Source organism: Microbulbifer regidiadema (SeqCode) (assembly GCF_052467605.1).
Map to the genome: position 1 here is coordinate 3,943,997 of NZ_CP174316.1, position 21,633 is coordinate 3,965,629.

15 protein-coding genes are annotated in these 21,633 nt (G+C 54.7%); 1 reads left to right on the plus strand and 14 read right to left on the minus strand.

The window, feature by feature from the left end:
* Positions 1-285 precede the first annotated feature (285 nt).
* From ACJJIF_RS17855 to ACJJIF_RS17905, 11 genes are all read right to left on the minus strand, one after another.
* Entirely contained in the window at positions 286-837 is a 552-nt protein-coding gene (locus ACJJIF_RS17855) for a hypothetical protein (RefSeq protein ID WP_444929633.1), read from the minus strand.
* Positions 838-867: 30 nt separating this feature from the next.
* On the minus strand, positions 868-2,451 hold the full coding sequence (locus tag ACJJIF_RS17860) for a YHYH protein (protein ID WP_444929634.1): 1,584 nt from the start codon (positions 2,449-2,451) through the stop codon (positions 868-870).
* Between the two features lie 30 nt (positions 2,452-2,481).
* The gene (locus ACJJIF_RS17865) at positions 2,482-3,837 is read right to left on the minus strand and encodes a YHYH protein (protein WP_444929635.1); all 1,356 of its coding nucleotides are present in this window, start codon (positions 3,835-3,837) and stop codon (positions 2,482-2,484) included.
* A 406-nt stretch (positions 3,838-4,243) separates the two neighbouring features.
* On the minus strand, positions 4,244-5,551 hold the full coding sequence (locus tag ACJJIF_RS17870; protein WP_444932377.1) for a YHYH protein: 1,308 nt from the start codon (positions 5,549-5,551) through the stop codon (positions 4,244-4,246).
* A 251-nt stretch (positions 5,552-5,802) separates the two neighbouring features.
* Positions 5,803-7,119: a YHYH protein gene (locus ACJJIF_RS17875; RefSeq protein WP_444929636.1), complete on the minus strand. Its 1,317-nt coding sequence runs from the start codon at positions 7,117-7,119 to the stop codon at positions 5,803-5,805.
* A gap of 179 nt (positions 7,120-7,298) precedes the next feature.
* The gene (locus tag ACJJIF_RS17880; RefSeq protein ID WP_444929637.1) at positions 7,299-8,681 is read right to left on the minus strand and encodes an MATE family efflux transporter; all 1,383 of its coding nucleotides are present in this window, start codon (positions 8,679-8,681) and stop codon (positions 7,299-7,301) included.
* A 120-nt stretch (positions 8,682-8,801) separates the two neighbouring features.
* Positions 8,802-9,278 carry a ribosomal protein S18-alanine N-acetyltransferase gene (rimI, locus tag ACJJIF_RS17885; RefSeq protein ID WP_444929638.1) on the minus strand — a complete coding sequence of 159 codons (477 nt, stop codon included), beginning with the start codon at positions 9,276-9,278 and terminating at the stop codon, positions 8,802-8,804.
* Positions 9,275-10,063 (minus strand): uracil-DNA glycosylase family protein, encoded by a 789-nt coding sequence (locus ACJJIF_RS17890; RefSeq protein ID WP_444929639.1) that lies wholly within the window; start codon positions 10,061-10,063, stop codon positions 9,275-9,277. The genes rimI and ACJJIF_RS17890 overlap by 4 nt, the downstream gene beginning before the upstream one ends.
* Positions 10,064-11,599, minus strand: coding sequence for a 2-isopropylmalate synthase (locus ACJJIF_RS17895; RefSeq protein WP_444929640.1), 1,536 nt, complete (start codon positions 11,597-11,599; stop codon positions 10,064-10,066).
* Positions 11,600-12,002: 403 nt separating this feature from the next.
* On the minus strand, positions 12,003-12,482 hold the full coding sequence (locus ACJJIF_RS17900) for a MarR family winged helix-turn-helix transcriptional regulator (protein ID WP_444929641.1): 480 nt from the start codon (positions 12,480-12,482) through the stop codon (positions 12,003-12,005).
* Positions 12,482-12,961, minus strand: a complete 480-nt coding sequence (locus ACJJIF_RS17905; RefSeq protein WP_444929642.1) for a glutathione peroxidase — start codon at positions 12,959-12,961, stop codon at positions 12,482-12,484. Before ACJJIF_RS17905 ends, ACJJIF_RS17900 begins: the two co-directional genes overlap by 1 nt.
* A 438-nt stretch (positions 12,962-13,399) precedes the next feature.
* Between ACJJIF_RS17905 and ACJJIF_RS17910 the strand changes: the two genes are divergently transcribed.
* A complete protein-coding gene (locus tag ACJJIF_RS17910) occupies positions 13,400-15,331 on the plus strand; it encodes a cytochrome c/FTR1 family iron permease (protein WP_444929643.1) in 1,932 nt (643 codons plus the stop codon).
* A 514-nt stretch (positions 15,332-15,845) separates the two neighbouring features.
* Here the strand turns inward: ACJJIF_RS17910 and ACJJIF_RS17915 are convergent.
* The 3 genes from ACJJIF_RS17915 to ACJJIF_RS17925 form a co-directional block, all read right to left on the minus strand.
* A complete protein-coding gene (locus ACJJIF_RS17915; protein WP_444929644.1) occupies positions 15,846-17,732 on the minus strand; it encodes an MFS transporter in 1,887 nt (628 codons plus the stop codon).
* A gap of 158 nt (positions 17,733-17,890) precedes the next feature.
* The gene (locus tag ACJJIF_RS17920) at positions 17,891-19,954 is read right to left on the minus strand and encodes a M13 family metallopeptidase (RefSeq protein WP_444929645.1); all 2,064 of its coding nucleotides are present in this window, start codon (positions 19,952-19,954) and stop codon (positions 17,891-17,893) included.
* 152 nt (positions 19,955-20,106) lie between these two features.
* Positions 20,107-21,324, minus strand: a complete 1,218-nt coding sequence (locus ACJJIF_RS17925) for a TonB family protein (protein ID WP_444929646.1) — start codon at positions 21,322-21,324, stop codon at positions 20,107-20,109.
* Between the last annotated feature and the right edge of the window lie 309 nt (positions 21,325-21,633).

Sequence of the window (21,633 nt, forward strand, 5' to 3'; positions counted from 1 at the left end):
CATTATTTTCATATCGCACCGTGGCATAAAAGGAGGGATATCGGCCCGAACCTAGCGCAGAAAAGTGAATGAAATGTGGATGGAGGGCTAGCTAGATTTTATCTTCTCTATGCAGTTAAAAAATTTGCAAATTTGTGCGCTGTATCTCGCCGGGGGATTCGCCCGCTGATTGCTTCAAATAAAAATAACGACTTTTACTGGATAAGCGGAAGGAGCCTTGAAAATTTTCCGGTCAGCAATAATTTCTTCCCGATATAAGCTCAAAGGCTCTCTCCGAGGGTTGCACTATTTTAACTGGCGGTTTGGGACGCTAACTTTGGCAACTTCTTTGCTTCCCTTGATAGGTGAGGTTGAAAAGCGGTGGAGTACCAATTCTTTTTTATCCTGCTGCAAAAATAACGTTGCCAATATCCGCTTGCCACCGCGACTCCAGGTGCTGTGATCGTGGGCATTGAGGGTCACCGTGACCTGGTTAAAGCCGGGCTTTAGCCATTTTCCAGGAATATGTAAATCCGGGCCATAAAGTCGCTGGATCTTCTCCCCATTGATATAGAGGTGGGCGTGTCCCTCCAGGAACTGTTCAGAGTCGTCATTGGCAAAGCGAGGGGATTCCAGCTCAAAGCGGTCGTAGTCAATATGCAGGTTATAGCCGGACATATTGTCGCGGCTTATATCCAGTTCGATCCTGGGAGCGGCAATATGCACGGGGATCTCTATCACCGGGTGTTGATCGCCGTTGTGGCCCGCATGGGGATTTGGCTGTGCCGCCTGTGCGGCCATCGCAGCTGAAACAATACCGGCGAAAACTCCGGCGATAAAGAACCTGTGCATGTTCATTGAATTCTCACTCCCAAGTTTGTCTATGAATTAGCCGCCAACGGTGGTTGTACAGCGATTGACAATCGTTTGCCCATCCAATTTTCCGGCAAAGCGCGGTCCAAATGTGAACGGGAACGCTGGAGTCAATTGGCCGCTACTGTCTTCGGTTACCGTCAGGTGATAGTGATAGCCTCTCTCGCTATCGGTGTGCCCATTGAACTGATCCAGGTATTCGCCACCCCGTGCGCTCAGGTTTGCATCCCAGTAGTAATCCTCGTAGAAAAAACCTGCCGGAGTGTCAAACTGGTTGCCAGATAGAGAGGTGTAGCTGCCGCTGGTTGCGGGGCCTATGTTGTTAGTAGTGGTAACGCCGCGATCGACATTGTACTCATCGACTAACAGACAGTTGCGCTGGCCGGCAATACCACAGCCGGTTTCTGAACGGGGGTTGTCGTAGTCGCGGATTGCCCAGCTGCTTTTGGCCAACACGCCGGTGTCCTCCCAGGGCCCATAAATTGCGTAGCCATCGGCGGTGTAGCCGTAGATAGGCGAGTGACCATCGGCAGTGTCGCCGGCAATTTCCGCCAGGCAACTACTGTAAAAGTGGTGGTGGTAATCGCCGTTGGCTGCATGGCCGCCACAAATGTCGACATCGTAAACTTCTGCCATGGGCGCCAGGGTGTGCCAGGTGTTATTGACAGACTGTCCGTCGCCCCACTGGTAGATAGAGGTACCGTTCACCCAGTAACCCTGTACCCCGAGGGTGGTTTCACAAGTTTCTGTGGATGCCTCGGGCTCAGCCGGGATATAGCCTACATGGGAGACGTTTTCCGGGCAGACGGGACCGGGGGGCCAGAAGCCATAACCCGCCTCGGAGCCACAGCTGGAATTACTGCGATAACCAATGTCCTGACCAAAGCTGACAACCTCGCCGGTCTGTACCTGGGGGTAGCCATTGACAAAATCTGTCGAGGCTTTGGGGCGGCTGATCAGTGCGGTTAATATTTCCTGGGTTATCTCAATTTGATAATCGGGGATGCCGCTAGCGGAGATACGGGTATATTCTTTTCCGGCAAGAGTTACAGACTCAACCTCTTGCACATTGACCAGAACTTGCTGGTTACTGTTGCTTTCGTAAATATAGGGGGCGCGTTCGCCCGTTGAGTTGACAATCCAGGTTGTGCCGGGAGCGGCACTTTCTAAATCTTCCCCGCCGCCAGAATTGCTGGGGTTATTTTCCCCGCTGTCAGAATTACTGGAATTATTTGTGCTGCTGCCTGTATTCGCTTCAGTGGCAGTGTCTTCACTGTTTGCCGACGGATTGTTTGTCTCATCGGTAGTCGCGGTTGCTGAGTTTTGCTCCTCAGTGGTATTGGTTGCGGGATTTGTCGGGTTATTTGTCGAGTTATTTGTCGAGTTATTTGTCGAGTTATTTGTCGAGTTATTTGTAGTGTTTTGTGAATTTGTTGAGTTGTTGTTCTGCCAACTTCCTCCGTTGTTGTTGCGAACAGGTACTTCCCTAACCGAAGGTTGGTTGTTGCTAAACCCCGAGTTGGGATTGGGTTGAGCGACAGCACTGGCTGCCGTTAGCCAGGCTATTGAGCCGGCAAGAAAGTACCTGTTAATTTTCACGAGAAAGTTACCTCATTTTATCTTTATTGGTCACCGCCCTATAGTTGTTGAGCAACGGTTGACAACCGTTTGATCATCTAATTGTCCGTAAAAGCGCGGTCCAAAAGTGAAGGGGAATGCGGGGATTAATTGTCCATCGCTATCGACAGTGACCGTAAGGTGATAATGATATCCTCGCTCATCATCTGAATGGCCATTGTACTGATCTAAATAGACTCCTCCCTGGGCTGTAAGTTCTTCATCCCAATAATAATCTTCGTAGAAAAAGCCAGCGCTGGTTTCAAATTCATTGCCCGAGGGCGAGGTGTAGGAATCTGTAGTGCTTGGGCCGGTACTGGAAGTAGTTTCCATTCCTTGGGAAATATCGTATTCATCGACAAATACACAGCTGCGCTCACCGACAACACCACAGCCACTTTCCGATGAGGCGTCGTCGTAATCGCGAATTGCCCAACTGCTTTCTGCCAATTCCCCCTCACTTTCCCAGGGGCCATAAATGGCATAGCCATCGGCGGTATAGCCGTAAATGGGCGAGTGCTCGTCACCAATATCTCCAACCATTTCTGCGAGACACTCACTATAAAAATGGTGGTGATAATCGCCGTTGGCCGCATGGCCACCGCAAATATCGACATCGTAAACTTCGGCGAGGGGGGCGAGGGTATGCCAGGTATTATCGACACTCATGCCATCACCCCACTGATAAATAGAGGTGCCATTTACCCAGTAACCCTGTACCCCTAAAGTACTTTCACAGCTATCAGTTGCGGGTTCAGGTTCAACGGGAAAATAACCGACATGGGAAACATTTTCAGGACAAACGGGCCCCGGTGGCCAGAAGCCATAGCCGGCTTCGCTACCACATGAGGAATTACTGCGATAACCAATATCCTGTCCAAAACTGACAATATCGCCAACGCTCACATAGGGGCTGCCAGTTAAAAAATCCGAGGAGGCTTTGGGGCGTTCCAGCAGTGCATCGAGAACCGTTTGTGTAATTTCGATGGTGTAATTTGGAATGCCGCTCGCAGATACCACGGTGTATTCTTTACCGTCGACAGTTTCAGATTCAACGCTCTGCACATTGACCTGCACTTGTTCATTGCTGTTACTTTCGTAAATATAGGGCGCGCGTTCATCATCCGTGTTGAGAATCCAAACTCCACTATCGGTGCTGGAGTCTGAGCTGTCGCTATCATCTGATGAATCGTCATCGCTACTGGAGTCCGAGTCGTCACTGGTGTCCTCAGTTTCCGTGTCTGATGAGTCAGATGAAGAGCTGCCGCCTCCACCACACGCCTGTAGTGCACCGGATAGCAGTACCAGAGATATTGCATAAGGCAAAATGGACTGCCGGTCCGTGTCAAAGATTTCCGTTAGCTTCATATCACACCGTGAATTTAAGAGGGGAACGAGCCAGAAATTAGCGTATAAAAGTGGAGATAATGTGGATAAATACTGGGCTGATCTGACCCGCGATAAATTTGCTCGCACTTTTATATTGACTTTGTGCTTGAGGTCACAAGACTGATTTTTTTAGTCAAAAAGATTGATTATTTAGCTGCTTTTTAGCGGTTGTTTGTTTTTATTTGGCTGCTAGGCAGAACGCTGTTCTGGCGAGAAGTATTTTGCCCGACGGACTCGGCCCTATTAAAGGGGGATCTGCGGCCCTGAAATTTTACAATTTCAGGGGTGGTTTTTAGGAATTTATTCTTCTTGATTTGCCGGCTTGAAAATATTAATCCATTCCAGGCCGGCGTGAAGTGTTGTAAACGATGATTTCCCGAGTGCGCTACATCGGTGGTGGACCGGGGGGGAAACCCTCACCCACCGAACCTGCACATACACTCACGATTGTCTGATCGTCGAGCTTGCCGTAAAAGCGCGGCCCAAAGGTGTAGGGGAATGACGGGATCAGCTGGCCCTCACTGTTTAATTCCACCGTTAGGTGATAGTGATAGCCCCGCTCATCGTCGCTGTGCCCATTGTATTGATCCAGGTAGGCACCACCCTGAGCGGTCAAATTCGAGTCCCAGTAGAAATCCTCATAGAAAAACCCACTGCTGGCTTGGAAGAGATTGCCCGATAGTGAAGTGAAATCATCGCTGGTACTCGGGCCCGGTTCGGCGATCGATATGGTGCCCTGTGATAAGTCGTATTCATCGACCAGCAAGCAGCTGCGCTCACCGGCGACACCGCAACCGCTAGCAGAGCTGGCGTCGTCGTAATCTCTAGTAACCCAGCTACTTTTTGCCACTACTCCCGCATCTTCCCAGGGGCCGTAAACCGGGTAGCCATCGGCCGTAAATCCATAGATGGGGGAGTGGCTATTGCCAGTATCCCCTACCAGGTCTGCCAGGCAATCACTGTAGAAGTGGTGGTGGTAGTCTCCCCGCGCCGCGTGCCCTCCGCAGATATCAACATCGTACCTCTCAGCGACGGGGGCCAGGGTGTGCCAGGTGCCATCGACAGATTGCCCATCGCTCCACTGGTAGATCGAGGTACCGTTGACCCAATAGCCCTGTGTTCCGAGCCCGCTCTCGCAGGACTCTTCCGACGCCTCGGGTTCCGTGGGCAAGTAGCCGCTGTGGGAAACGTTTTCCGGACAGACGGGCCCGGGGGGCCAGAATCCAAGCCCCGCTTCGCTGTAGCAGGTATAGGGGTTGCTGCGATAGCCGATATCCTGGCCAAAACTCACGATATCGCCAATTTGTACTGTGGGGCTGCCAGAGACAAAGTCGCTGTCCGCCTTGGGCCGGCCGATCAGCTCGTCGTACAGGAAGGCGGTAATCTCAACTTCATAATCCGGGATGCCGCTCGCAGTGACGTGGGTGTAGTCCTTGCCGTCGACAGTCACCGTTTCGACGCTTTGTACGTTGACCAGGACCTGCTCATTGCTATTGCTTTCGTAGATATAGAGCGCGCGTTCATCGCCGCTGTTGATTATCCAGGGGGGGCCGGTGTCCCCATCGCTATCAGAGGGAGGCGTGTCTGAGTCGCCATTGTCACAGCCCGCTAAAGGGGTAAAGGTGAACAGTATTGTCAGTGCGCTGATTAATCGGGAAGGGGGGTGTGAGGGGGGGATCTCCTGAAGCTTCATCAAATCACCATCCATGTTTCGCAGTAGAGAAGAGGGCGGCCATGCTGCCTGCCGGGGTTTGGAGATAAGTGAAGCTATCGGCAAAAGTGGGAGGTAATGTGCATACAACCTGTTAAGGCGTTGAATTCCTTTTATTGTGTTTTAGCGGGTGTTGTGAGCGGGGTGGGGAGGCAGTATTTCGAGACTGATACCATACACCACCCGCTATGTGGGTGGTGTATGGTGCTCCCCCTCGCCCAATTTGCAATAAGTTAGAAATCAAAGGTGGTTGAGCATTGATTGACAATCGTTTGGGTATCCAGTTGGCCGGCAAAGCGCGGACCGAATGTGAATGGGAAAGCCGAGGTCAATTTTCCGCTACTGTCCTGGGTGGCGGTCAGGTGATAGTGATAGCCTCTCTCGCTATCGGTGTGCCCATTGAACTGATCTAGATACTCGCCACCTTGTGCACTCAGGGTCTCATCCCAGTAGTAATCCTCGTAGAAAAAGCCTGTCGTAGTCTCAAACTCGTTGCCAGATCCAGAGGTGTAAGTATCGCTGGTTGTGGGGCCGATATTGCTGGCAGGGGTAACACCGCGGCCGACATCATATTCATCGATCAGCAGACAACTGCGCTGGCCGGCAACACCGCAGCCGGTGTTGGAGAGAGGGTTGTCGTAGTCCCGGGTGACCCAGCTGCTTTTGGCCAGGACACCATCGGCTTCCCAGGGGCCGTAAATAGCATAGCCATCGGCGGTAAACCCGTAGATCGGGGAGTGGCTATCGCCAGTATCCCCGACTAAATCCGCCAGGCAACTGCTGTAAGAGTGGTGGTGATACTCTCCGTTCGCGGCATGTCCACTGCAAATATCGACATCGTAGGTTTCGGCCAGAGGTGCCAGGGTGTGCCAGATGTTATCGACGGACTGCCCGTCGCTCCACTGGTAAATAGCGGCGCCGTTAACCCAATAGCCCTGTGCTCCCAGTCCGCTCTCACAGGTCTCGGTCGCAGGTTCGGGCTCTGTGGGGAAATAACCTTCGTGGGAAACATTTTCCGGGCAGACGGGACCCGGGGGCCAATAGCCAAAGCCCGCACCGACTTGGCAGTTGGTTGAGCTGTCATAGCCGATATCCTGGCCAAAACTTACGATATCGCCAATTTGCACACTGGGACTGCCGGAGATGAAATCGCTGTTCACATTGGGTCGGCTGATCAGCTCGTCGTACAGGGAGGCGGTAATTTCAGTCTCATAATTGGGGACGCCGGTCGCAGTAACCAGGGTGTAGGTCTTACCGTCGACAGTGGTCGTTTCGACACTCTGTACGTTGACCAGGACCCGCTCATTGCTATTGTTTTCGTAAATATAGAGGGAGCGTTCACCGTCGGTGTTCAGTAACCAGGGGCTGTAATCATCGTCGTCATCGTCATCGTCATCATCGCCGACGTTGTCATCAAAAAAAACGGGGCCTGAATCGTCGTTGTCATCGTCGTTGATACAGCCAGTTAAAGGGCCGCACAGCAGAAATATTGCCAGCGCGCTGAGCAATTGGGCGCGGGTTTGCAGGGAGTCAGTCTTGTAGAGCTTCATCGAATTACCATCCATATTTCTCGGTAATAGAGAAGGGGCTGGGCTGCCGGAGGTTTGCCGACTGTTTAAATTATGGGCAGGAATGGGCGGACTGCTAAGGTTTTGAGTGCCTTTGTATTGCGCTCTATAAAGTGCGGTGGGTATGGACCGAGCCTAAAATGGCCCGGTCCACGGAGAGATCAGTTGGCCGAGAGTTTGGGGCTGGCAGCGGCCTCTGTGATGCGCTGCTGGGTATCGCGGCGCAGCCACCACCATGAAATGGCGCCGAGAATTAAATTGGATGCGGCGGTGGCGACAAATAGACCGGTCATACCCCACAAGCTGTTGCCAATCCAGGCCAGGGGCAAATAGAGACCGAGCACGCGCAGGAAGGAAATAACAGTTGCGGGCAGCGGTTTGCCCAGCCCATTGAAGGCCGCATTGGCCGACATGACAAAGCCGTATCCGGCGTAGCTGAAGGGCACCAGGGTGAGGTAGGCAATCGCCACGGCGAGAACCTCAGGGGAGTCACTGAACAGGCTCACAATGGGCTCTGCCACAAAATAGAGCAGCACAGCCAGTCCGGCGCCAAATACCAGACAGAATCTCGCCAATACCCCCACGGTTTCCCGCAGGCGCTCGGATTTGTTGGCTCCGGCATTTTGTCCCATAAAGGGACCGACAACGGAGGAGAGCGCGTAAAATACAATCAACGCCAGGGGCTCTACCCGCAGCGCGACCCCCAGGCCGGCAACGGCATCCTCGCCGTGCACCGCAACGAGTGCAACCACCACCCCGCCCGAAATCGGAATAATTACATTGGTCAGTACTGCCGGAAGGCCGACGGCCAGGACTTTGCGCCAGGAGGCGATCAGGCCGCTCAGTTGCCACTGCGGGGCGGTCATCAGGTGTTCTTTTTTAATGATGAAATAGAATGCGGCGGCAAAACTCAAGGCGCGCACCGCAATCGTAGCGATGGCCGCGCCCTGTAGCTCCAGCCGGGGAAAACCGAATAACCCAAAAATTAAAATAGGGTCCAATATCAGGTTGAGCAGGGCGACCGCCACCATAATCCGCCCGGTGACAGCGCTGTTGCCAATGGCGCGCAGGGCGGCGAGAGCGACGGTCGGCACAATGACAAAAATGGTGCCCAGATACCAGGGGATCATATAGTCGGCGATAAGCGGCAGTATATCGGGACCGGCGCCGAGCAGCTCGAACAGGGGGCCCATAGTGGCCAGGCCTATGGCGGTAATTGCCACTGCAATCAGCAGTGCCAGCAGTGAGGCATCGGTGACCAGGCGGCGCACACTCGCGATATCGCCGGCGCCGTATACCCGGGCCACGGCAGAAGAGGTGCCCGCACCCAGGCCAATGGCAAAGCTGTTAATGGCCATCACCACGGGAAAGGTAAAGCTCATCGCCGCCAGGGGCCCATCCCCCAGTTGGGAGACAAAATAGGTATCGATGATATTAAAGGACATGGCCGCGAGGATGCCCCAGACCATGGGTAGCGCCAGTCTTTGTAAATGACTGGGTACGGAACCTTCCAGCAGTGAGGGGCTGCTTTTTGATAGAGACATGTAAAACTCTTGTCAGTCCAACGGGCGGGTTGGGAAATCGGGATCAGCGCCGCAGGCGTTGATTGCTCGCGCTATGAAAGCCTTGTGGGTAAGGCGGGAATTCCGGTTGATAACTCTATTCTACGACTGAGAGTCATCCAGAGCGAGACTCATGAGTACCGCGTCCTCACGCGCACCCTTGCCTGCGGGGTAATAGTTTTTGCGTATCCCGTCCTCAGAGAAACCCCACTTGTGATAGAGGGCGCGCGCGGGCCGATTGGAGACCCGCACTTCGAGTAGCAGCCGCTCAACTTCAGCGGGCAGCTCTGCGCTTACTGCCTTCAGCAGGGCCCCGGCGAGCCCCTGCCGGCGCCGCTCTGGGGATACGGCGATATCCAAAATTTCCGCTTCATCAAACAGCCGACTGACGACGCAGCAGGCAATTACCTTATCGCCATCGAGCAGCACCCAGCAGTGGTGGCCGGCGCTGAGGCTCTGTTGGTACTGGGCTTCGCTCCAGGGGTGGCTGTGGGCGCTCGCTGCCAGCTGGGCCAGGGGTGTGCAGTCGCGGGCCGTGGCGGCGCGCAACTGTAGCCCGGTGCGCTTTAACTCGCTCATTCAGCGCGGGTATCGGTTGGGTAATAGCTGCGCAGCTGTTGCCACAGGGGGCGTTTGAGTGCCGGTTCCCGCAGCAGCTGGGACAGGCTGGGCATACTTATTAAGCGGGCCCCCTGCCAGTCGACAAGCGGATTTTCCAGGGGAACCGGGCTGCAAAAGTCCTGCGCCTCACGGCCCATAAGCCAGATGGATTTTACCGGCATGCGCGTGTAAGAGGCCTCCAGCCAACTGGAGAAGGTATCGCGGGCCTGAGAGGCATCCTCTGCCGGGCCAAAACGGTTTTCGGTTAAAGGCCACTGCAAGCGCTCCTGCTGGCGCGGGCGCTGGTGCCACTGTAGGGCGCGGAGCATATTGTTGAACAGGGCCTCCAGGGGGAGGGCGGCACCGGGCTCGTGGCTGTCCACAGCCAGGAGTTCTTCGCCGATACGCCAGCAGTTCAAGACGAACGGTTTGACGCTTTGCCGGGGAGGGGCCAGCGCAACTGGGGCTGCGTTGGGCGCTTCCTGCGGCAGTTTTGTTTCGTTGGTGAGAGCGCTTATTTCATCGAGTACGCGCGGGTTGCGCTCCGGGCTCTGTAGCACCGGGGCAATTATCTGCTCTGCCGAGTGGGGCAGGGGGTTGCCGCTCAATCCACTTGCCGATAGCGCCGGCTGCGCCCCAGCGGCCTCTTCGGCGGGGGGCAGCTCGGCCTGGCGAGGACTGGGGGCGAGCGGTAATACAAATCGGGGCACATAGCTCGGCACCCCAAGTACTGATAAATATTCCGCTCGCTGAAGCTCGTTCACTTATACGCCCTGTTTTTTACTCTCACTGCTGGCGAGCAAGTTTAACGCATCCATGTAGGCTTGTGCTGAGGCAATCAGGATATCGGTATCTGCCCCCACCCCATTGACCAGGCGACCATCCTTCTCCAGGCGCACGGTCACGGACCCCTGGGAGTCTGTGCCCTGGGTGACCGCATTGACGGAATAGAGTTTTAAGTCGGCACCGCTGTTAACCAGTTGCTCAATGGCTTTAAAGGTGGCGTCTACCGGTCCGCCGCCGCTGGCTTCGGTCTGCCGGGGCTCCCCGTCGACCGTGAGGCTGACAAAGGCCTGGGGGGCCGAGCCGATCTTGGTGCGCACATCCAGGTCGCTCAGTTGGAATCGATCGATGGGGGATTCGCCACCACTGATCAGGGAGTGCAGGTCCTCGTCAAAGATTTCGTGCTTCTTGTCGGCCAGGTCTTTAAAGCGGGCAAATACCTGCTGGAATTCCTCTGCGCTGGCAAAGTCCACCCCGAGTTCATCGTAGCGGGCGCGGACGGCGGCGCGACCGGAGTGCTTGCCCAGCACCAGGCGATTTTGACCCCAGCCGACATCCTCTGCGCGCATAATTTCGTAGGTCTCGCGGTGTTTCAACACGCCGTCCTGGTGAATACCGGACTCGTGGGCAAAGGCGTTGGCGCCGACAATGGCCTTGTTGGGCTGCACCGGGAAGCCGGTAATCGACGACACCATTCTCGATGTGGGCACTATATGACGGGTATCCAGGCCGGTTTCCACTGGGTAGAGGTCCTGGCGGGTTTGTACCGCCATCGCGATTTCCTCCAGGGAGGCATTGCCAGCGCGCTCTCCCAGGCCGTTGATGGTGCACTCCACCTGGCGCACACCATTCATCACCGCCGACAGGGAGTTGGCGACAGCGAGGCCCAGGTCGTTGTGGCAGTGGGTCGAAAAGATGGCCCGGTCGGAGTTGGGTACGTTCTCGATAACCCGGCGGAACATGGCTCCATACTCATCCGGCTCCCCGTAGCCAACCGTGTCGGGAATATTGATAGTGCCGGCTCCCGCCGCGATAACCGCTTCGATAATGCGGTACATAAACTCCGGCTCGGAGCGGCTGCCATCTTCGAGGGAGAACTCCACATCGTCGGTAAAGTTACGCGCTGTTTGCACCGCTTTCACGGCCTGCTGCAATACCGCCTCCGGCTCCATTTGCAGCTTGTACTTCATATGGATGGGGGAGGTGGCGATAAACGTGTGGATACGGGAGGCGTTGGCGTTTTTCAGGGCTTCACCGGCGCGCACGATATCGGCATTGACCGCTCGGGCGAGGCTGCAAACCCGCGATTCGGTAACGGCTTCTGCGACGGCCTTGACCGACTCGAAGTCCCCGGGGCTGGCAATTGCGAACCCGGCCTCAATGACATCGACTCGCATCCTCTCGAGCATGCGGGCAATACGAATTTTTTCCTCTCTCGTCATTGAGGCGCCGGGGCTCTGCTCGCCATCGCGCAGAGTCGTATCAAAAATGACTAATTTATCTTTTTTAGTGCTCATTTTCGTTTGTTCTCCTTATTTGCTTTGAGGCTAAACAGGGGGACTTGCCGCTGTCTACGCACCGCTCAAATAAAGTTTGGAATTCTGTTGGGGGTGGGGGGGAGAAAAATTATATGCCGCGCAAGGGCAGTCGTAGCGAGAAAGCTAGGGAGAGAAAAGACTGGCGCTGGGTGATCAATGGAGTCTTCATATACAACGATTTCCGCATTGGGTCGGATTCAGGGCATTATGAAGTGGAAATAATCTTCAGGTCAATACGCATCCTAATTTTGTCGTTTTATTTTATTTATTTGTTATAAGTTGTTCCCTGCTTTGCTTTTTTGTGGGTTTTTATCCTCAATTTATTAAGTTGCCCCACTGGATCTACCAGTGGGGCCCGATCTGCGGGGCTTTTTGAGGCCCTTTAAGGGGCGCTGTCGGTCAATTTATGCAGAAATTGCCACAGGTCGCCACGCAGCTGCTCTACTTCGCTGCGGCTGATACGGCTGTTGTCTAACTGCGATGTCACCCACGCCCTGGCCCTCGGCTTGAGGGCTAGGCCTGCCTCGGTGGCGGTGATCAGGGTGATGCGCTCGTCCAAACTGCTGCGACGGCGTTGCACCAGAGCGTTTTGCTCCATGCGCTTGAGCAGTGGGGTCAGGGTGCCGGAATCCAGCATCAGCCTCTGTCCCAGTGCGCTGACACTGTGCGCTTCCTCTGCGGGGGCTTTGGCGCTGGCCCACTCCCACAGCACCATTAAAACCAGATACTGCGGATAGGTAATGCCCAGGTCCTTCAGCATGGGTTGGTAGGCGCGGGTCATGGCCCGCGATGCGGCATAGAGGGCAAAACACAGCTGTCGGTTCAGGGCTAACTCATCGGCATCACCGTCACAGACAACCATCAGAGCAGCTGCTCGATCTCGGCTTCCAGGGATGCCGGTGTGTCCTTTGGCGCGTAGCGTTTTATATTGTCGCCATTCTTGCCGATCAGGAATTTGGTGAAATTCCACTTGATCCCCTCGGTGCCCAACAGGCCCGGTGCGCGCTTCTTGAGTTCGACAAACAGGGGGTGGGCTTGATCGCCATTGACATCCAGTTTGGCGTAGACGGGAAAGCTGACGCCGAAATTCAGTTCACAAAACGTCTGAATCTCTTCATCGCTGCCGGGCTCCTGTTTGCCAAATTGGTTGCAGGGAAAGCCCAGGACGGCGAATCCGCGATCTTTGTATTTCTTATACAGCTCTTCCAGGCCGGCGTATTGCTTGGTGAAACCACATTTACTGGCGGTGTTGACGACAAGTACCACCTTGTCTTTGTACTCGGCGAGGGAGCTGGTCTGTCCATCGGCAGTTTGTACCGGGATGCTGTAGAGATCGGTCATTGAGAGGTCCTCACAGGTTTGTATTGTGTACAATTTAATTGTGCGCAATGCACTTTGCAATAACTTTATTAAGGGTTAGGGAGCCTCTGAATAACTCCGTGATACCTCTGGCATGCAGAGCGGTTCACAATCAAGGCGCGGCTTTGCAGGAATGTCTAGACCTTTCAAGAAGTCGCAACGCGGAGTGTGAATCGCTCTGCAAGCCCCGAAGGGCGGGCCTTGAAGGCCACAGCTGCTGCGTTGCAGCCCTTGCAAAGGGCGATGGCCATTCGCGGCGAGCTGCGCCTAACATCTGTAGCCTTCAAGACCCGCAGAGGCATTACGGAGTTATTCAGAGGCTCCTTAGTTCTTTTGCAGGTCTTATTGTGAGAATAATTATCAATTATATTATGTACCAATTGATAAAAACCTTTTGCACGAATCAGTAAAGGACTCTTCATGCGCTCCACCTTACATTTGGCCCGCCTGCTATTGGCGATATTGGCCGTCACGGTACTATCCGTCCAAGCCCAGCCCTCAGGTCTATCGGAGCAGGAATTGCGCCAATTGATGCAGATGGCGGAGTATATCGGCGTAGATTACCCGGAAGCGGTGGCGGATGGGGAGGTCATCAGTGAGGATGAGTTCGCGGAGATGCAAGAGTTCGCCGAGGTGCTGATCGATCGCGGCGCCCAGCTGCCGGACTCCCCCGCCGCACAGGTGATCCGCGCCGAAGCGGATGCCTTGCAGGCTGCGATTCTGCGCAAGGCCAGTGTTGCCGAGGTACAGGCACACACGGCCAAATTGCGCCAGGGGCTGCTGTCGATTGCCCCCGCACTGTCCCTACCCACAGCGCTGCTGAGCCTAGACGAGAGCCGCGCTATCTACCAGGCGCAGTGTGTGACCTGTCACGGGATTGAAGGTAAAGGCGATGGACCACTGGCAGCCCAGCTGGAGCCGGCGCCGACCAACTTCCACGAGTTGGAGCGCGCTGAGAACCGCTCCCTGCTGGGCCTTTACGATGCGATCAGCAACGGTATCGATGGCACGGCAATGACCGCGTTCAAAAATCTGAACGAGCAGCAGCGTTGGTCCCTGGCATTTTATGTGGGCGGCCTGGCCTTCCAGGGGGAAGAGAGCAAGGGCGAAGGCGCTAAGCCGAGCTTGCAGGATATCGTGATGTACAGCCCCAATGTACTGCAACAGGATCGTCCAGAGCTGTCTGCGGCGGCGATTGCCTCTCTGCGCGCGGACCCGAGTCCCCTCTTCCGCAGTGCTCAGGATCTGGGAGTCCAGCCGATTGAGACGGCGCGGGCGCAACTGAAGAAATCGCTACAGGCCTATCAGGAGGGCAACTACGATCAGTCTCGCACTCTGGCTATCAGTGCCTACCTGGACGGCTTTGAGTTGGCAGAGAGCTCCCTGGACTCTCTCGATGCGGATCTGCGTAAAGCCACTGAGCGAGAGCTCCTGGGCCTGCGCAGCCAGTTGAATGCGGAGAGTGATCCCGAGCAAGTCAAGGTTCAGGTACAGAGAATTCTCGAGCAGTTGGATCGCGCAGAATTGTTGATGCAGGAGACGAGTCTCTCTGCGGGTGCTCTGTTCCTCGCCAGCCTGGTGATCCTCCTGCGCGAGGGGCTTGAGGCGCTGTTGGTTGTTATTGCCCTGACCACTATTCTGGTTAAGACCGGTCGCCGCGACGCTCTGAAGTTTGTTCATTTCGGTTGGATAAGCGCCGCAGTTGCCGGTGTTGTGACTTGGGTTGTCGCGCAGAGCCTGATTTCCATTAGTGGCGCCAGCCGTGAAGTTATGGAAGGCGTCGCAGCGCTGCTCGCTGCGGTAGTATTGTTCTATGTCGGCTTCTGGATGCACAGCAAGACCCAGGCCGATCAGTGGCAGCAATATATCCATAACAGCGTCAACCGCAGCCTCAGCAGCGGTGCCCTGTGGGGTATTGCCGGCTTGGCCTTTATCGCCGTGTACCGGGAGATCTTTGAAACGATCCTGTTCTATCAAGCGCTGTTAGTGCAGACCGCTCCCAGTGAGTACGGCGCCCTATGGGGTGGCCTCGCCGCCGGTGCAGTGTTGTTAGTCGCCCTGGGAACTGCTTTTGTGCGCTTCTCCGCGCGCCTGCCTATTGGCAAGTTCTTCGCGATGACCACTTACTTGCTGCTGGCGCTGTCCATCATTCTTGCCGGTAAGGCCGTTGCCGCACTACAGGAAGCGGCTTGGGTTGCCATTTCCCCGCTGCCGGTCAACCTCAGCTTCGATCTGCTGGGTATTTACCCGACCTGGCAGGGTGTTGGCGTTCAGGGTGCGGTACTGGCTGTCGCTCTGTGGCTGCTGCTGAAGGGCCGCAGCTCGGGCTCAACCCCGATAAAATCGGCTTAATTAGCCTCGGGTACCCACAATCTGTGGGTACCCTTTTTCAATTATCTGCCCCTTCTGTTTTACGCCCACTCAATTAAGCGCTCTTCAGCTGATCGAATAATCGCTCTGGAGATATTTCTGCAAGCGCTATTGGAGCGCCAACCTGCACTATTGTTTTTAGATTTCGCCCACGGCTTAGCGCAGCCTTGATCGATACTGGCTCCGCAAGCTCTTCTCGCAAAATAGACAGAAGCTGCCGATTGGCCTCGGCCATTACAAATGGCAATGTGCTTTTCTTTAGCGGGCTGTATCTGGCGTTACCCCACTAATAATCAGTGGCGTTAACGGTTTAGAGTAACCGACAGCTAGGAGTGCACAACCTTCAGAAGGGGGAATCGCTCAATGCCTTTGCAATAGGGCATGGGGGTTGTTTTTTTGGGGGGATAGCCTGTGGCGAGTGCAAAACATTCTGGCTCAGTAATAGGTGCCTACCAGTGAAGTAGGCACCTATCTTTGTCTACTGAGAAAAAGGTTGCTAGCGCCTCTCCCCGCGCAAGCCCAGTACCTGGCGATATAGGGCTTCTGCTTTGGCGCTCGCGGCCTCGACAGGTCTGCCGGCAACGACACTGACCCGCGACCAAAAACGCCTGGGCAATGTAGTAAAGGCGTGGCCGTCTTTATGGCTGAAAAAACTTCCCCAGAGGCCCTGGAGGGCCATGGGAATAACCGGGACCGGAGTTTTCTCCAGGATTTTTTCTATGCCCGCCTTAAAGGGTTGCAGCTCTCCATCTTGGGTCAATTGGCCCTCGGGAAATATACAGAGAAGGTCGCCGGCTGCCAGTCCCTCTTCGATAGTTTTAAAAGCCTGCTCATAGCCCTCCGGGTCTTTGTGTTTTGAGCAGATGGGAATTGCCCGGCCGGTTTTAAAAACAAAGTGCAGAATTGGAATTTCGTAGATGGGCTTGTACATAATAAAGCGGATAGGGCGGCGCACAGCCCCGGCGAGTAGCAGCGCATCGACATAACTGACGTGGTTACATGCGATTAGGGCGGGCCCCTCTGTGGGAATCTGTTCCAGCCCCTGGTGCTTGACCCGGTACAGGGTGTGGGAAAGGGCCCAGATTAAAAAACGCATGGCGAATTCGGGTACTTTTGTAAATACAAAAACGGCCACCGCTGCATTCATCAGGGCAATAACAAGAAAGAACTGCGGTATGGTAGCGCCCAGTATATTCAGGAATAGAATTCCAAGCAGGGCGGAAATCACCATAAACAGGGCGTTTAAGATATTGTTGACAGAAATGATTTGTGCGCGAATTGTCGGATCGGAGCGGTCCTGAATCATACTGTAGAGGGGCACAATATAGAGGCCGCCAAAGACACCGAGCAATACTAAGCTACTCAGGAAAGTATAGGTCCCCTCGGTATTTAAGAAGACGATAAAACTCGCTTCGTGGAGCATAGGCAGATTGCCAGCGCTGATGCCGAGGGTCAGGCCGCTAATGGTTAAACCCGCAGCGCCAACCGGCACCAGTCCCAACTCAATAACCCCACCCGACAGGCGCTCACAGATCAGCGAGCCAAGGGCAATTCCAATCGTAAATGTGCAAAGTAGCAGGGTAATTACCGATTCACTGCCGCCTATGACATTGACGGTGAAACTGGGAATCTGGGTTAAATAGGCGGAGCCCATCAGCCAAAACCAGGAGATACCAATAATGGAGTAGAAAATAGAGGGCGTTGCCGAACTGGCGCGAAGGACTTTTCTAGTTTGGGTAATGGGGTTGGGGTTGATTTTTAAATTGGGGTCTGGGGCCGGTGCTGAGGGAATCGCGCGGCTGGCAATGTAGCCGAGAGTTGCCAGCAGCATAATGGCTAAACTCAAATAAAATATTCCCTGGCTGCTCTGGTTGGTGAGGCCAGCGAGAAGATTACCGGCAATGGTGCCGGTCAAAATAGCGACAAATGTCCCCATTTCTACCAGCGCATTACCGCCAACCAGCTCATTGCGTTTTAAGTGTTGGGGGAGGATTGCGTATTTTACCGGACCAAAAAAAGCAGACTGGACACCGAGGAGAAAGAGTATCGCCAGACAGAGGGCGGTACTGCCACTGTAGAGCGCGACGACCGCCAGGCAGCCCACTCCAATTTCCCCCAATTTTATCCAGCGTATCAGCCGTGCCTTATCGTATTTGTCTGCGATTTGGCCGGCAGATGCGGAAAATAGAAAAAAGGGCAGAATAAATAGGCCGGCGGCTAGGTTGATTAAGGCGTTTGCCTCGCTTTCCGCCAGGCGAAAGGCAATCATCACCGCGAGGGCATTTTTATACACATTGTCGTTCAGAGCGCCTAGGTATTGGGTGCAGAAGAAGGGTAAAAAACGGCGACTGGCGAGAAGATGAAACTGAGACTGGTTAGCCATTGGCAACTCTCTTCTTATGTAAGAGAGCCAATGGTAAGCCATAGTGGGTATTCGAGGTATCCCCAGTTGTGGCTGGTACGCCTGTGCGGCGGGCGGGGAAAGTGCGGGGGAAAGGAGAGGAGCCCCTGGCCACACTTGCGGCCAGGGGCGGTGTCTGTTTACCAGACTTTTACGCGCTCTTCTTCGGGCAGGTACATACCGTCGCCTTCCTGAATATCGAAAGCGTCGTAGAAGGCATCAATATTCGGCAGAACACCTTGTACCCGGTACTCTGCCGGTGAGTGACTGTCCACTTTTAGGCGGCTGCTGAGGGTTTTGTCGCGTATTTTACTGCGCCATACTTGCGCCCAGCCCATAAATACCCGCTGATCGCCGCTAAAGCCATCAATGACTGGTGCCTCGGTACCATTAAGGGACATTTTGTAAGCCTTGTAGGCAATACCGAGGCCAGATAGGTCGCCGATATTTTCGCCGAGGGTAAGTTCGCCATTGATATGCTCGTCTTCGAGTGGCTCGTAGGCGTTGTACTGGGAGACCAGTTTACTGGTCAGCTGCTCAAAATTGTTACGGTCGGAGTCTGTCCACCAATTGTTGAGGTAGCCGCGGCCATCAAACTTGCTGCCCTTGTCGTCGAATCCGTGGCCGATTTCGTGGCCGATCACTCCGCCGATACCACCGTAGTTAACCGCGTCGTCCGCCTTCATATTGAAGAATGGCGGTTGCAAAATAGCGGCGGGGAACACGATTTCGTTCATGGCCGGGTTGTAGTAGGCATTTACCGTTTGTGGGCTCATCCCCCACTCGCCGCGATCAATGGGCTTGCCCAGTTTATTGCGATCGTAGGAGGCCTCAAACAAATGGGCTGCCAGTACGTTGCCGACCAGATCATCGGCTCTTACGCTCAGTTCGCTGTAGTCGCGCCACTTGTCTGGGTAGCCGATTTTGGTGGAGAAGTTGTTGAGCTTAAACAGCGCTTGTTTTTTGGTTTCCTCTCCCATCCACTCGAGGGACTCGATAGAGTCGCGGTAAGCGGCCTTGAGATTGTCGACCAATACGACCATGCGCTCTTTAGCTTCCGGTGGGAAGTGCTTTTCGACGTAGCGCTTGCCGACCAGCTCACCGACAGAACCGTTGACGAACTCCACACCGCGCTTCCAGCGGGGTTCCATTTGTTCGATGCCATTAATGGTGGTGCCGTAGAAGTCGAAACGCAGTTGTGCGATTTCGTCATGCATATAGGGCGCCATCGCGTTGAGCACTTTGATTTTCAGGTAGCGCTTCCAGGTTGCCAGTTCAGTATTGGCAATAATTCCGTTGGCGGCCTCCAGGTACTCAGGCTGGCCGACAATAAAGCTGTCCGCCTTTTTCAGTTGGGCTTTGGCCAGGTAGCTGTCCCAGTCTACAGCGGGCATCAGCTCTTTTAGTTCCGCAACAGTTTTCTTGTTGTAGTACTTTTCTGGGTCCCGGTTATCGACACGGCTGCGATGATGTTTGGCCAGGCTTTTTTCGAGCTTGAAAATTTTGTTGGCAAAGTCGTCAGCCCCTTTGAGTCCCGCCAGGTTTTGCAGGTCGGTCAGATAGGTAATATAGGCTGTGCGAAGTTTTTGGCTCTTTTCCGTGTCCTCGAAGTAGTAATCGCGGTCGGGGAGCCCCAGTCCTGCTTGCCACAGGAAGGTCATATAATTTTCTACCTGCTTGAGATCCTGCCAGATGCTTCCGCCAAATGGCACATCGTAGCCGGCAATATCCGCGTAGGCGAAGAAATCGGTCAGATCCTTGCGGTTCTTAATGGCATCGACCTTGGCGAGTTCAGCGGAAACGGCGGAGAGGCCTTTTTTCTCGATCAGCGCCTTATTCATAAAGCTGTTGTAGAGATCGCCAATCTGTTTGGCATCGGCGCCTTTGGCCCCTTGGCTGGCCTCCATAATCAACGCTTTTACCTGCTCGGTACTTTGATCTTGCAGGATGGAGAAGCCGCCCCAGCGAGACTTGTCCGCTGGGATCTCGGTATTTTTCAGCCAGGTGCCGTTGACATAAGCAAAGAAATCATCCTGCGGGCGCACACTGGTATCCATGGCGTTCAGGTCAATCCCCGAGGAAAGCTGCACCTGCTCTGCGGAAGCTTGACTGGCGCTGGCGTGATCGTGAGCCACGGCAAGCAGGGGGGCCTGGGCTGCGGCCAGGGCAGTGGCAATAGCGAGTGGTAATAGTAACTTTTTCATCTTTGCTCTTTTGGCTGAATATCCGCAGAGCATACTAAGAGCAGGGAGCGAGTGGGGGCAAGCGGGCTGCGTTTAGCCGGGGGGGAGGTGCGTTGGGACGAGCGGAGCGAAAGCCCCGCAGAGCGGGGCCTCGGGGCCATGTGACTGGCGATTTAATCCGGCAGGCGGAAAGTGATGGGGATAGAAAAACTATAGGTATCGGCACCCAGCAGCGGGGGGATGGCCGGGTAGGGGCCCGCCCGGCGAACCGCAGCTTGGGCTTCCCGGTTGAGGCTTGAGAAGCGGGACTCCGAGATCGGCTGGATATCTTCCACTTCACCTTGAGAATTTATGGTCACATTAAGGCGTACACTGCCCTCCTGGCCCCGTGCCTGGGCTCGCTTGGGATAGCGAATATGGCGGAAGGTGTGACTGAGCAGGCCCGAGTGGTAGATCTGGCGTGTCAGGATCATATCGGCAGTCAGAGGAGCCTCTTCCTCTTCTTCCTCCATCATCTCCTCTGTATTGTCAGCGAGCGCAGGGCCATCTTCTGGGGGCAGGGTAATCAGCTCCACGTCTTCCTCAGCCTGTGCGGGGAGCGGCGCCTCGACTTCAGGGCTCTGCTCAGAATCCCCCGGGATAGCATCAACTCCAGCCCCTGCGGCTACTGCGGGAGCGGTTGCGGCAAGGGCCAGGGTGGGAGGGGGCAGGTCGGCAATTTCAATAGCCGGTGCCGATGTCGCTGTTTCCGCCGGTGCCTCCTCTGCGGCAATAGCTTGCTCCTGGCTTATTCTCTTGAGCTGTAGTGCGGCAATACGCTCACTGGTTGGGGCCAGGGATTCAAATGTAGTCACCAGGCTACCGGAGACCTGACCGGCGGAGAGGAGTCCGTCTTTGAAGTCAGTGGAGGGGGGAATTGAGCCAATCCAGGCGCGCAGCAAAGTGTTGAAAAAGTCGGGATCGGCAATCTCTCCCAGTTGAATACTGTTGAGCGAGATAGTTGTCGCGCCGGTGCCTGCGGCGAACTCAATACTCAACTGATCGCCGTGGGCAAAGCGGCCTTTAAACAGGTTGGCAAAAGTCACCATGTTTTCGGCCTGGCTGCTCAGCGTATCGCCGGAGTTGTTAATCGCAATGGCTTCCATCCACTGATTGCGGAACCGTCGCGCGGGGAGGCTTTTGGTAATAACACGAACTTCCAAGCGCCGAGGAATGTCGTTATCGAGTAGTGTCGCGGCGTCTCGGCTCAGGCTCTCCGAGTAGATCGCCGCAATATAAATATCTTTATTAAATTGTTGTTCTAGAGCAAGACCGTTTAAAAGTGGTGCCGCTTTTGCAGTGAGAGCAAATGTAAACACCCAAAAAGAGAGGGCTATTTTTATCAATTTCATTGTTCTACGGTGTCTGAGTAGCGGGAGCAAAATGCTCCGCTAGGTAAGAGTTCCGGGGCCCCGACCCCAATGCACACCAGTCAGGTTCAAAAGTGCGCGCCCAAAGCTCGCGGGAGTCCAAAGTTCTACCCGCTATGGCTAACTCTACTGTAACTGGCACTGAGTTCAAGCCTGATAGGGGCAGGCTGTCCTCATTCGCCCAAGAAAAAGAGCCGGTAAAGAAACGATTGTCACACTTAGAAACAGGTGTGATGGGGCGATATCGTTTAGAATGGCGATTTGCGAAGTGGCTTAAGCCATGCTTTGCCA

What these genes read in the sequence shown, in the direction of transcription:
- ACJJIF_RS17855 (WP_444929633.1), bottom strand. Translation starts at nt 837, where the DNA reads ATGAACATGCACAGGTTCTTTATCGCCGGAGTTTTCGCCGGTATTGTT.
- ACJJIF_RS17865 (WP_444929635.1), bottom strand. Translation starts at nt 3,837, where the DNA reads ATGAAGCTAACGGAAATCTTTGACACGGACCGGCAGTCCATTTTGCCT.
- ACJJIF_RS17870 (WP_444932377.1), bottom strand. Translation starts at nt 5,551, where the DNA reads ATGAAGCTTCAGGAGATCCCCCCCTCACACCCCCCTTCCCGATTAATC.
- ACJJIF_RS17875 (WP_444929636.1), bottom strand. Translation starts at nt 7,119, where the DNA reads ATGAAGCTCTACAAGACTGACTCCCTGCAAACCCGCGCCCAATTGCTC.
- ACJJIF_RS17880 (WP_444929637.1), bottom strand. Translation starts at nt 8,681, where the DNA reads ATGTCTCTATCAAAAAGCAGCCCCTCACTGCTGGAAGGTTCCGTACCC.
- rimI (WP_444929638.1), bottom strand. Translation starts at nt 9,278, where the DNA reads ATGAGCGAGTTAAAGCGCACCGGGCTACAGTTGCGCGCCGCCACGGCC.
- ACJJIF_RS17895 (WP_444929640.1), bottom strand. Translation starts at nt 11,599, where the DNA reads ATGAGCACTAAAAAAGATAAATTAGTCATTTTTGATACGACTCTGCGC.
- ACJJIF_RS17900 (WP_444929641.1), bottom strand. Translation starts at nt 12,482, where the DNA reads ATGGTTGTCTGTGACGGTGATGCCGATGAGTTAGCCCTGAACCGACAG.
- ACJJIF_RS17905 (WP_444929642.1), bottom strand. Translation starts at nt 12,961, where the DNA reads ATGACCGATCTCTACAGCATCCCGGTACAAACTGCCGATGGACAGACC.
- ACJJIF_RS17910 (WP_444929643.1), top strand. Translation starts at nt 13,400, where the DNA reads ATGCGCTCCACCTTACATTTGGCCCGCCTGCTATTGGCGATATTGGCC.
- ACJJIF_RS17915 (WP_444929644.1), bottom strand. Translation starts at nt 17,732, where the DNA reads ATGGCTAACCAGTCTCAGTTTCATCTTCTCGCCAGTCGCCGTTTTTTA.
- ACJJIF_RS17920 (WP_444929645.1), bottom strand. Translation starts at nt 19,954, where the DNA reads ATGAAAAAGTTACTATTACCACTCGCTATTGCCACTGCCCTGGCCGCA.
- ACJJIF_RS17925 (WP_444929646.1), bottom strand. Translation starts at nt 21,324, where the DNA reads ATGAAATTGATAAAAATAGCCCTCTCTTTTTGGGTGTTTACATTTGCT.